Below are 11,340 nucleotides of genomic sequence, written 5' to 3'. Positions count from 1 at the left end.
GCGCCCTACTGCGCTACCCGCCCAGCGCGTCCAGGATCTGCTGCGGCACGGTGACCAGCAGCTCGGTGATCATCCCGCCGAACGAGCCGACACTGATGCTGGCCAGGTCCAGGTTGCCCAAGCCGAGATCGTCGAGCAGCTCACCCAGGTTCAGGTTCGACAGGTCACCGACCAAGTCGCCGAGGTTCAGCGGCAGGTTGTCCAGGCCCAGGCCGCTGATCAGGCCACCCAGGTCCAGGCCGTTCAACAGTCCGGTGACGTCGATTCCGAGCAGCCCGCCACCGAGTCCGCCCAGCAGGCCGCCCAGCGTCAGGTCACCGGTGGAGTCGGCGAAGCCAAGACCTTCCAGGATGCCGCCGATAGTGAGGTCGCCGGTCGGCAGCGAGACCCCAAGGGCGCCCAGCAGCGAACTGACCGTCTCGTCGATGCTCTGACCGCCTAACAGGTCACCGAAGGTGACGGTGTTCAGCGCGTCGATCAGATTCTGCGGGGTGAGGACGACGGCACCGAGAACTTCTTCCAGAACGGGCCCGAGCAGCGGCAGGCCGTTGATGATGCTCGCCAGAACAGAGTTCAGGATGCCGGTGATATCGGTCAGCGCACCTCCCGGCAGCCCGCCGAGCAGCGATCCCAGCGAGGTATCGACCAGGCCGCCGAAACCCAGATTCGTCAGCAATTGGGCCAGGCCGAGGTTGATCTCGGTGTTGATGCCGAACGCATTCAGCACGTCGTCGAGGCTCAGGCTGTTCAGGTCGACCTCGGTGTCCAGGCCCAGCCCGCTCAGGATGCCGGTCAAGCTGAGGCTGCCCAGACCGAGGTTGCCCAGGCCCAGAAAGTCCAGCAGTCCGCCCAGGTCGGTGACGTTGCTGCCCAGCTTCAGCAAATCACCCAAACCGTCACCGCTGATCCCCAGCTCGGTGAGCAGTCCCCCCAGGGTCAGATCGCCCAGGCCGAGTTGGTCGATCAAGGCCGCGAGGTTGACGTTGGTCAGATCCAGGTTGCCCAGCCCAAGTGCGTCCAGCAGTTTGGTCAGGTTGAGGTCGACCTCCAGGTTCTGCTCCGGCGCCAGGATGCCGTTGAATGCCGGGATGTTGATGATGCCGCCGAGCAGACTCAGGTTGTCCTGGCCGTTCAGGTAGGCGTTGAGCACGGTGGCCGGCGCGTTGAGCAGCGCGGTGAAACCGGTCGCCGGGTCACCCAGCTCGGCGATCACGCTGTTGAGCGCGTTCAGGGTCGCCGCCTGCGACCCCAGGTTGGCGATCAGCAACTCCATTGCCGGCGCCAGTTGCACCGACACCGTCGCCGGCAGCGATGTGATGTCGGTGTCCACCGTCGGGGTGAGGTCGGTGAAGGCACCGATCACGCCGAGCGGGTTGGTGAACATCGCGGTGAAGACCTGGAAGATCCCGGACCAATCGGCGTGCGCACTGATGTTCTGCACGTTGTCCCAGGTATTGGTGAACAACTCGGTGTAGGTGGTGGTCAGTGCAACGGCGGGTGCGCCGCCTGGTGAGAGCGCCGGCGCAGAAACCGGCGCCACCGGCACGACCGCGAGCATCCCGGCGCCCACGACGGCGACACCGGCTGTGAGGTACGGACGAAGAGTGAGGTGTTGCATGATCTCTCCTCAGATGATGTTAATCACGATTCGGATGAGGCCAGCGTAAACCTATTTGAGGTCGAACTTGAGATTTCACTGAATTTATTCCGTATTGCTGGTACGGCGCCCCACAGCACCCCGGCGCGCGAATTCGCCCGATCTGAGGTGGCTACGAAGCGGACCTGGTGCCTAGCCGCCCAGCATGGCGAGAAGCTGCTGCGGCATGCTGACGAACAGTTCGGTGAACGTCCCACCGAAGGCGCCGACGCTGGCGCCGGCCAGATTCACTTGGCCCTGGGCAAAACCCTCGAGCAAGTCGGCGAGGTAGGGGTTCACCCAGTTCCCGACCAGGTCGCCGAGGTTGAGCGACACACCGTCGAGCCCCGAAAAGCCGACCAGGTCACCCACATCAAGGCCGTTCAACAGCCAGGTGAGGTCCAGCGCGAGCGGACCATTGATCAGGACGCCGCCCAGCGCACCCCCGAGCCCACTGAGCACATCGCGCAGCGTCAGGTCGCCGACGGAATCGGTGAAGCCGAGGTCTACCAGGACGCCGCCGATCGTCAGGTTGCCGACCGACAGCAACGCTCCGCCCACATTCCCCAACAGCGAACTGACGCTGTCGTCGAGCCGCAGGTCGCCCAGCAGATCGCCGACGGTGAAGGTGTTGAGCAGGGTTTCCAGGCCGTTGGCCCCCAGCAGGTCGCTCACCAGCCCAGTCAGCAGAGGTCCCACCAGGGGAACCGGGTCGAAGAGGTCAGCCGCTGTCGCGTGGAGCCAACCGAGAAGCTGGGTGAGCAGGCCGACGTCCGACAGCAGGCTGCCGAGGTGTTCGCCGGCGAGGTTGCCGTCGCCAAGACCGACCAGAAGGTGGCCCAGCCCCAGCGGGATCACGGCGTCGACCCCGAACGCGCTCAGCACGTCCGCGAGGCGGAAGTTGCCGAGTTCGAGGTCGAGGTCCAGATCCCGGTAGAAGTCGGTGTTGGGGCCGAGGTCACCCAAGAGGGCGGTCAGGCTGTAGCGGCTCAGACCCAGGTCGCCCAGGCCCACGAGGTCGAGCAACTCCCCCAGCGTGCTGACGTTGGTGGTCAGCTTCAGCAGATCCCCGACACCGTCGTCACTGAACCCCAGGCCGCTGAGCAGGCCCCCCAAGGTCAAGGTGCCGGACCGGATCTGGTCGATCACGCCGTCGAGGTTCAGGTTGCTCAGATCCGGAGTGCCCAACCCCAGCATCTCCAGCAGCCTGGACAAATTGAGGTCGATCTCCAGGCTCTGCTCGGGCGCCAGAACCCCGTTGAACGCCGGGATGGTGATGATGCCGCCCAGCAGGGACAGGTTGTGCTGGCCGTTGAGGTAGGCGTCAAGCAGGGTGGCCGGCGCGTTGAACAGCGCGGTGAATGCGGTCTTGGGATCACCCAGGTCGTCGACCACGCCGAACAGCGCATCCAGGGTCGCCACGTGCGATGTCAGACCCGCGATGAGCAATTCCAGCCCCGGCGACAGCTGCACCGAGACCGTGGCCGGCAGCGACGCGGTGTCGGTGTCCACAGCCGCCGTGAAGTTGCTGGCCGCTTCGATGACTCCGGCTGGATTGGCGAACATCGCGGTCAACAACTGCGAGATCGCCGACCAGTCCGCGTTCGCGCTGATGCGCTCGATGTTGTCGCGCGTGTTGGCAAACAGGTCGCCGTAGGAGGTGGTCAGCGCCACGCCCGGCGAAGTCACACAGGTCCGCGGTGGCACCGTGACCGGGGCGACCGTGACCATCCCAGCGCTCACGAGGGCGATACCGGCGGTGAGACAGGAGCGAGACATGGGCTCCTGCACGAGTCCTCCTAGGCGCGAACCTCAACCATGAATTGGATAAGTGCGATCCTAGACTCTTTTTTGCTGCAGCTGAGACTTTGCTGTCTGTTTACCGAATGTCGGCGACTCAGCCGAAGGCCTCCACCGGCGGGCACGAGCAGACTAGGTTGCGGTCGCCGAACGCACCGTCGATCCGGCGCACCGGCGGCCACACCTTCGGTCGGAATCCGCGGCCCAGCGGGTAGGCGGCCTGCTCCCGGGTGTAGGGGTGCTCCCACTTGTCGACCACCAGGCACTCGGCCGTGTGCGGGGCCCCGCGCAGCGGGTTGTCCTCAACCGTCCATTCGCCGGAGCCGACCCGGTCGATCTCGCCGCGAATAGCGATCATCGCCTCGCAGAACGCATCGATCTCAGCCAGACTCTCGCTCTCGGTGGGCTCCACCATCAGGGTTCCGGCCACCGGGAAGCTCATGGTCGGTGCGTGGAAACCGTAGTCGGCCAACCGTTTTGCGACATCATCGACGGTAACGCCGGTGTTCTTGGTGATCTCCCGCAGGTCCAGGATGCATTCGTGGGCGACCATGCCGTTCTCACCGGTGTAGAGCACCGGGTAGTGCTCGTCCAGCCGGCGAGCGATGTAGTTCGCCGACGCGATCGCCGTCAGCGACGCCGCACGCAGACCGTCGGCACCCATCATCCGGATATAGGCCCAGGTGATCGGCAGGATCGACGCGGACCCATAGGGAGCCGCCGACACCGGATGCCCGCCGGGCAACTCCGCGGCCAGCGGGTGCCCGGGCAGGAACTCGGCCAGGTGCGCGCGCACCGCCACCGGCCCGACGCCGGGGCCGCCGCCCCCGTGCGGGATGCAGAAGGTCTTGTGCAGGTTCAGGTGGCTGACGTCTCCGCCGAACTTTCCAGGCCGGGCCAGGCCGACCAACGCGTTGAGGTTGGCTCCGTCGACGTAGACCTGGCCACCGGCGTCGTGCACGGAGGCGCAGATCTCGGCGATGTCGTGCTCATAGACGCCATGCGTGGAGGGGTAGGTGATCATCAACGTCGACAACGCCTCAGCGTGCTGGTCGACCTTGGCGCGCAGGTCGTCGAGGTCGACATCGCCGTTGTCCCGGCAGGCCACCACCACCACCCGCATTCCGGCCAGCGCCGCCGACGCGGCGTTGGTGCCGTGGGCGCTGGAGGGGATCAGGCAGATGTCACGATGCGACTCACCGCGGCTGGCGTGATAGGCGTGGATCGCCAGCAGACCCGCGTACTCCCCCTGCGAACCGGCATTGGGTTGCAGCGACACCGCGTCATACCCGGTTATCCCCGTCAGCCAGGCCTCCAACTGGGCGATCAGCGTCCGCAGTCCCACGGCGTCGCCGGCCGGGGCGAACGGGTGCTGGCGGGCGAACTCCGGCCAGGTGATCGACTCCATCTCGGCGGCCGCGTTCAGCTTCATCGTGCAGGAACCGAGCGGAATCATGCTGCGGTCCAAGGCAATGTCCTTGTCCGACAGCGTGCGCAGGTAACGCATCATCGCGGTTTCGGTCCGGTAGCGGGTGAACGCCGGGTGCGTCAGGAATTCCGACGTGCGGGTGGCGATCGATACGCCGGTGGGCTCGACCACGGCCAACCCGAAGGCTTCCAGCACCGCCGCCACATGCGCGTCGGTGGTGGTCTCGTCGCAGGCCACCGAGACGTGGTCGGCGTCGACACGCCACAGGTTGATCCCCTTGGCCTTGGCCGCGGCGATGACCTCGTCAGCGCGGCCGGGCACCCGGGCCAGCACCGTGTCGAAATAGCGCTCGTGCACCAGCGCGTCGCCGAGCGCGGCGCCGATCTTCTCGGCCTGGCCGTGCACACGCCGCGCGATGGCGGCCAAGCCGTCGGCACCGTGGTAGCTGGCGTACATCGCGGCCATCACCGCCAGCAGCACCTGCGCGGTACAGATGTTCGACGTGGCTTTGTCCCGGCGGATGTGCTGTTCGCGGGTTTGCAACGCCAGCCGGAACGCCGCTGATCCATCGGCGTCCAGAGACACCCCGACCAGCCGGCCGGGCAGCTGGCGGGCGTGGCCCGAGTGCACCGCCAGGTAGCCGGCGTGCGGGCCGCCGAAGCCCATCGCCACCCCGAACCGCTGGGCACTGCCGAACGCCACGTCGGCGCCGATCTCGCCGGGCGGGGTGAGCAGCGTGCATGCCAGCAGGTCCGCGCCCACCGCCACCAGCGCACCGCGCTCGTGGGCGGTCTCGATCAGCCCGGACCAATCGGTGATCCGGCCCGAGGCGCCCGGCAACTGCACGATCACCCCGAAGAAGTCGCCGTCGGGAAGTCCTTCCCGCAGGTCGGCGGTGACGATCTCGATGCGCAGCGGCTCGGCCCGCGTAGCCAACACCGCCGCGGTCTGGGCGAACAGATCGGAGTCGACCAGCAACCGATGCGAGGCGCCCCGCGTCGCGCGGTGCATCAACGTCATCGCCTCGGCGGCGGCGGTGCCCTCGTCGAGCATCGAGGCGTTGGCGATCTCGCACCCGGTCAGATCGGCGATCATGGTCTGGAAGTTCAGCAGGGCCTCCAGCCGGCCCTGGCTGATTTCCGGCTGGTAGGGCGTGTATGCGGTATACCACGCCGGGTTCTGCATGATGTTGCGCAGCAGCACCGGCGGGGTGAGCGTGTCGTAGTAGCCCTGGCCGATCATCGAGACCGCGACCGTGCTGGCATCGGCCAGTTCGCGCAGTTCGCCCAGGGCCTGAGCCTCGGTAGCCGGAGCCGGAAGGACGTCGAGCCCGGGCGCGATGCCATCGGCATTCAGCGCGTCGAGGATGCCGGCGGGCACCGCCTTTGCCGCGAGATCCTCCAGCGACCCGACACCGATGGCGGCGAGCATCGTGCTGATCGCGGTGTTGTCGGGGCCGATATGCCGGTCAACAAAGCTGGATTCGGTGTGCTCGGACACGGGAACTCCTGGGCGCTAGACGACTGCGAGACGAATTCGTGTCCTCCCCCTCTGTCGTCTGCCCGGCCCGGGCGCCTGAGAGATTCGGCGCCGCGATTTCTGGGGCGCCTTTCCCCATGGGCGGGTGTTACCCGAATGGGCGTCACCGCTTTCCAGAGGCATCAATGCCGGCGCGGTCCGGGTGCCTGAGAGGTTGACGGAGAGGTATTGCTCCTTCGGCGTCCGCGGCTGGCTGCCACGGAACTCTCCCGCGCAAGGCTGATGCGGACCCAATACTACCCGCCGAACCTCGGTCCGCCGACGTCGAAGCCCGCTACCGCGCGCAGATTGGCCGCACCGAACGGGTGAAAGACGCTGGGCGCCGGATCAGCGAAGTGGACAGCTAAGACTGGATCGGATAAAAGCCGCGCGCCCCAACGAGTTTCGTTGGCTGCGAAGCCCCAGGAAGCCCCAGGAGGCCCTGGGAAGCTCTAGCCGGTCTTGCGGTCGCGGAACTTGCGGCGGCTGGCCAGCTCGTCTTCCGGCGCGGCGATCGACTCGCCGCCGTCGGCGCGCTCCCCGGGGAAATCGGAGATGACGCCGGTCAACTCACGCATCGCGCCCGACACCGCGATGCCGAACACGCCCTGGCCGCCCTGCAGCAGATCGACGACCTCTTCGGCCGAGGTGCATTCGTACACGGTGGTGCCATCGGAGAACAGCGTGATGTTGGCCAGATCCTGGACACCGCGCTCACGAAGGTGGTCCACGGCGATCCGGATGTTCTGCAGAGAGATGCCGGTGTCCAAGAGTCGCTTCACGATCTTGAGCACCAGGACGTCTTTGAACGAGTACAGCCGCTGGCTGCCCGAGCCGGCCGCGCCCCGGATCGAGGGCACCACCAGCGAGGTCCGGGCCCAGTAGTCGAGCTGGCGGTAGGTGATGCCGGCGATCTGGCAGGCGCTGGGGCCGCGGTAACCGACAAGCTCGTCCGGAACGGAGTCGTCCGGGAACAGTCCGCCCTGTACCGGTTGGCCAGCACTGGAAGGGGCCGCAGGGACGTCACGGTCACCCTGGTCGGACTGACCCATGTAGTCCAGCTGATCCTGCCCCGGTTGGTCGCCCACGCTGCTTCCTCTCGCCGATCGCGCTCGTTGCCACTGGCTGGCCGGTGGCCGCGTTTGCTCTTGCCCGAGTTGGTCGTGAGCATACGCCGTCCGACGAGCTGCCGTGCAGTTGTTCCCGCCGTGGCTCAAGTATGGGGGCCCGGTTTTGCGCGTGTTGCTTTCGTTCGGGCGTGTCGCGCTGGCCGCGAGAGATGAAACGGATCTGTGACGAGGCTGAGTCCGCCGCGCCGAGTCAGGTTGCTTTGAAATCGTCGGGCGACACGCTATCGAGGAATTCCTTGAACTTCTCCACCTCGTCTTCGCGCACCGCGCCGGCGGTCTCGTCGTCGCTCTCGTCGGGGATCAGCAGGCCCGCTTCGGCCAGCACCGCTTCCTCGACATAGATCGGCACCCCCACCCGCAAGGCGATGGCCACCGAGTCCGACGGGCGCGCCGACACCGTGATGTCGCGGTCGAAGATCAGGTCGGCATAGAAGGTGCCCTCCTGCAGATCGACGATTCGGACCTCCTTGAGCGAATGCCCGAGTGCGCCGATCAGGTCACGGATCAAGTCGTGGGTCAGGGGCCTGGCCGGCTCCACGCCCTGCTGCTCCAGGGCGATGGCGGCGGCTTCGGCCTGCCCGATCCAGATCGGGAGATATCGATCACCGTCGGCTTCACGCAGGAGCAACACCGGCTGGTTCTGCGGCTGCTCGACGCGGATGCCGACCACGCGTACTTCACCCATCTCCAGTCAGCCCTCCGCGTTCGCTGCGTCCCAAAGTCCTTGTCGTCCCAGTATGACTCGCTGCGAAACCCTCGGTCGGACAACCGTATGCCGCGCAACTAGCCGCCGAGGCGAAGTCTAGTCCTCAGCCGTGCAGTACGTCGTGTACCGACGACTTGAGCAGCGCGGTGTGCAGGGCGATCGCCAGCGCCGCAACCTCGCGGGCCAAGTCGTCGGCCCGGTCACGTGCGCCCGCCTTGCCCCCCTTGACCAGCGGACCGGCGATCTGGGCGATCAGGTCGGATTGCCGGTCGGCCGCCGAGCGGAACGCCCGCAGGTGCCGCGGCTCGACGCCGTAGTCGGCCAACCCCCGCGCGCACTGGACGATCACCACCGCGTGCTCGTCGAACAGCCCACCGGGCCCGGCGGTGATCACGCCCGATCGCACCAACGCCGTCAGCAGCGCGTCGTCGCCGCCCGAGCGCGCCAGCAGATCCTCGCGGCTCAGCCGCACCTGCCGGGGCGGCGCAGGCAGCGCCGTCCCGTTGTGGGCGGTGTCGCCGCCGGCTGAGACCAGCCGCGGCGTGGGGTACGGCGACTCCGGTGAGGGCAGCGCGCCGTCCGGTTCGGCATCCAGCCGCGCCTTGATCACCTTCAGCGGCAGGTACTGGTCGCGTTGCGCGGTCAGCACGTAACGCAGCCGAGCGCAGTCGTACGCGCTGAATCGACGGTAGCCCGACGCCGCCCGCTGCGGCATGACCAGCCCCTCGGTCTCCAGGAAGCGAATCTTGGAGACCGTGACGTCGGGAAACTCCGGCCGAAGCAGATCCAACACCGCTCCGATTGACATCCCGGCCAGTTCAGGGCTGTCAGGCGCGGTCATTAGCTGCCCGGCCCGGCCTCTGCCTCACCCGTCTTCGGGCCGGTCAGGAACACCAGGCGGAACTTGCCCACCTGGACCTCGTCGCCATTGACCAGGACCGCCGAATCGACCGGCTCCCGGTTGACGTAGGTCCCGTTCAGACTGCCGACGTCGACGACCTGAAACTCGTTGCCTTCCAGCCGGAACTCGGCGTGACGACGACTCACCGTGACGTCATCGAGGAAGATGTCGCTGTCGGGGTGCCGACCAGCAGCTGTGACCGGCTGATCGAGCAGGAACCGCGATCCGGCGTTGGGACCCCGCTTGACGACCAGCAGCGCCGACCCCAGGGGCAGCCCCTCCACGCCCGAGGTCAGGCTCTCGCCGCCCGCCTGCGCGGGAGCGTCGAGTTCGTTGAGGAAGTCGGCGCGGAAAACCGATGTGGTTTCCACGGTGACCTCGTCGCCTGCCTGGTCTTGCCCCGTCGCCGGGTCCTTCTCCGTCACCCGCTACTCCTCACTGGCCGCTGTTTTGCTACCTGGTCGCGCCTGCCGGACATGTGTTGCGCCCAACCCTGAATCGTTGAGTCGACCGTACCGCGCAGCGGTCCGTCATGTCCCCCGCACCGCGGGATCGTGTCGCCGGATACCCGGCGCGTCCCGGCAGGCAGGCTAACAATCGTCATTCCGACAACGTCGCCCGGTAGGCGTCGGCGGTCAACAGACCCGACAGACTCTGGTCCAGAGCCGCCGAATCCGCGTTGGCCACCTGAAGTTCCAGCAGCCAGCCGGCACCGTACGGGTCCGAGTTCACCAATTGCGGGTTCGCGTCCAGGTCGGCGTTGACCGCGCTCACCGACGCGGTGATGGGCGCGTAGAGGTCGGAGACGGACTTGGTCGACTCCACCTCGCCGAAGGCCTCGCCCGCGGTGACCCCGGTGCCCGCGGCGGGCAGTTGTACGAAGACCACGTCGCCCAGCGCCGCCTGCGCGAAGTCGGTGATACCCACCCGGACGGTGTCCGGGCCGGTGCGGCGAACCCACTCGTGCTCAGCGGTGTAGTACAGGTCGGATGGAACGTCGCTCACGGTGATCGTGCTCCTTGCGCTGTCGGGCTCACTTGACTGGCTGAGCGTATTGGCGTGGTTTCGGTTGCCGCAACACGGTCACCTCCACGCGGTCGGCCTGTTGCACCGCCATGGCGCCGCCGAGGCGTTTGACGCTGTCGACCGCCCCGCCGGGAATGTTCATCGCGGCCGCCAGAGTCGGGGGATCCCCAATCGCCAGAACCGAATACGGGGGCGTCAGCGCGGTGCCATCGAACTCCAGCGCGCCGGGCGTGCCGGCAACCCACGAGTCCACTCCGATGCGCACCGCCTTCGTGCCGTCGCGGACTTCCATCGCCTCGGCGCCGGCCGCCCGCAGCTCGTTGATCACGTCGAGCATCGTCTCGGGTGCGACACCGCGGGCCGGATCCTCGACGGTGACCACGACGCCGGGGCCGACCGCACCCACGGTGCCGATCATGATCGCCAGGGCGGCGAGCCGCGCTTGGGCGTTCTCGATAGCGGCCTGGTCACTGCTGCCGGACTCCTGCAGGGCGTTGAGCGTCTGCTGCAGTTCGGCGACTTCGGTGCCCAGCGTGGCCTCGCGTTGACGCAGCGAGTCCAGCAGCACCAGCAGGTCGGCCGGCCGAGCCGTCTCCAGTGCGTCCTGGGAGTCGTTCTGGCGAACCTGGGTGACAATCGCCACGCCCAACAACAGGCACAGCAGCATCCCCAGCACGCTGAACAACGGCCCGGAGCGGCCGCGCGGCGGCGGCACACCGTCTTGCGGTGACGGCTGCGGCCGCTCGTGGCGGCCGTGCGATGCCGGGTCGGTGCTGGACATGCCTGTCAGGCCCCGAACAGTCGTCGCCGCAGTGCCGCCGCGTTGCCGAAGATGCGGATGCCCAGCACCACGATGATCGCGGTCGAGAGCTGCGTGCCGACCCCCAGCTGGTCGCCGAGGTAGACCAGCAGTGCGGCCACCAGAACGTTGAACACGAACGACACGACGAACACCTTCGCGTCGAAGATCCGCTCCAGGTAGGCACGCAGGCCACCGAACACGGCGTCCAGCGCCGCCACCACGGCGATCGGCAGATAGGGCTGAACCACCTCCGGCACGCTGGGATGAAACACCAGCCCCAGCACAATCCCGGCGATCAGCGCGGCGATACCGATCATTGCGAAACCACTCCAGCCTCCCGAACCGGACCCGTGCGGGCCGCAACGGCCACGACCACCAAGCCGCGGCCCGCA

Annotated in this window: 10 protein-coding genes and 1 riboswitch; all 10 genes read right to left on the bottom strand. The window is 67.3% G+C overall.

What is annotated here, in order from left to right; genetic code table 11:
- Positions 1 to 13 precede the first annotated feature (13 nt).
- Positions 14 to 1,618 (bottom strand): hypothetical protein, encoded by a 1,605-nt coding sequence (locus ACKY0W_RS10345; RefSeq protein WP_409437461.1) that lies wholly within the window; start codon positions 1,616 to 1,618, stop codon positions 14 to 16.
- A 171-nt stretch (positions 1,619 to 1,789) separates the two neighbouring features.
- A complete protein-coding gene (locus ACKY0W_RS10340) occupies positions 1,790 to 3,415 on the bottom strand; it encodes a hypothetical protein (RefSeq protein WP_409437460.1) in 1,626 nt (541 codons plus the stop codon).
- A 118-nt stretch (positions 3,416 to 3,533) separates the two neighbouring features.
- Positions 3,534 to 6,365 (bottom strand): aminomethyl-transferring glycine dehydrogenase, encoded by a 2,832-nt coding sequence (gcvP, locus tag ACKY0W_RS10335; protein ID WP_409437459.1) that lies wholly within the window; start codon positions 6,363 to 6,365, stop codon positions 3,534 to 3,536.
- Positions 6,366 to 6,528: 163 nt separating this feature from the next.
- A riboswitch (glycine riboswitch) is annotated at positions 6,529 to 6,626 on the bottom strand.
- A gap of 209 nt (positions 6,627 to 6,835) precedes the next feature.
- A complete protein-coding gene (locus ACKY0W_RS10330; protein WP_406757161.1) occupies positions 6,836 to 7,471 on the bottom strand; it encodes a MerR family transcriptional regulator in 636 nt (211 codons plus the stop codon).
- A 232-nt stretch (positions 7,472 to 7,703) separates the two neighbouring features.
- A complete protein-coding gene (locus ACKY0W_RS10325; protein ID WP_409437458.1) occupies positions 7,704 to 8,198 on the bottom strand; it encodes a bifunctional nuclease family protein in 495 nt (164 codons plus the stop codon).
- A gap of 124 nt (positions 8,199 to 8,322) precedes the next feature.
- Positions 8,323 to 9,060, bottom strand: a complete 738-nt coding sequence (locus ACKY0W_RS10320) for a MerR family transcriptional regulator (RefSeq protein WP_409437457.1) — start codon at positions 9,058 to 9,060, stop codon at positions 8,323 to 8,325.
- Positions 9,060 to 9,545 (bottom strand): glycogen accumulation regulator GarA, encoded by a 486-nt coding sequence (gene garA / locus ACKY0W_RS10315; RefSeq protein ID WP_406757164.1) that lies wholly within the window; start codon positions 9,543 to 9,545, stop codon positions 9,060 to 9,062. Before garA ends, ACKY0W_RS10320 begins: the two co-directional genes overlap by 1 nt.
- Before the next feature lie 175 nt (positions 9,546 to 9,720).
- Positions 9,721 to 10,125: a glycine cleavage system protein GcvH gene (gene gcvH / locus ACKY0W_RS10310; RefSeq protein ID WP_406757165.1), complete on the bottom strand. Its 405-nt coding sequence runs from the start codon at positions 10,123 to 10,125 to the stop codon at positions 9,721 to 9,723.
- Positions 10,126 to 10,153: 28 nt separating this feature from the next.
- Positions 10,154 to 10,927, bottom strand: coding sequence for a DUF881 domain-containing protein (locus tag ACKY0W_RS10305; RefSeq protein ID WP_406757166.1), 774 nt, complete (start codon positions 10,925 to 10,927; stop codon positions 10,154 to 10,156).
- Between the two features lie 5 nt (positions 10,928 to 10,932).
- A complete protein-coding gene (locus ACKY0W_RS10300) occupies positions 10,933 to 11,265 on the bottom strand; it encodes a small basic family protein (protein WP_046189077.1) in 333 nt (110 codons plus the stop codon).
- Positions 11,266 to 11,340 lie beyond the last annotated feature (75 nt).

This window comes from Mycobacterium sp. SMC-14 (assembly GCF_046250075.1).
Lineage (GTDB): Bacteria > Actinomycetota > Actinomycetes > Mycobacteriales > Mycobacteriaceae > Mycobacterium.
The sequence above is the reverse complement of the archived record's forward strand: the minus strand, read 5'-3'. Positions and strand labels throughout refer to the sequence as shown.

What these genes read in the sequence shown, in the direction of transcription:
- ACKY0W_RS10345 (WP_409437461.1), bottom strand. Translation starts at nt 1,618, where the DNA reads ATGCAACACCTCACTCTTCGTCCGTACCTCACAGCCGGTGTCGCCGTC.
- ACKY0W_RS10340 (WP_409437460.1), bottom strand. Translation starts at nt 3,415, where the DNA reads ATGTCTCGCTCCTGTCTCACCGCCGGTATCGCCCTCGTGAGCGCTGGG.
- ACKY0W_RS10325 (WP_409437458.1), bottom strand. Translation starts at nt 8,198, where the DNA reads ATGGGTGAAGTACGCGTGGTCGGCATCCGCGTCGAGCAGCCGCAGAAC.
- ACKY0W_RS10320 (WP_409437457.1), bottom strand. Translation starts at nt 9,060, where the DNA reads ATGACCGCGCCTGACAGCCCTGAACTGGCCGGGATGTCAATCGGAGCG.
- ACKY0W_RS10305 (WP_406757166.1), bottom strand. Translation starts at nt 10,927, where the DNA reads ATGTCCAGCACCGACCCGGCATCGCACGGCCGCCACGAGCGGCCGCAG.
- ACKY0W_RS10300 (WP_046189077.1), bottom strand. Translation starts at nt 11,265, where the DNA reads ATGATCGGTATCGCCGCGCTGATCGCCGGGATTGTGCTGGGGCTGGTG.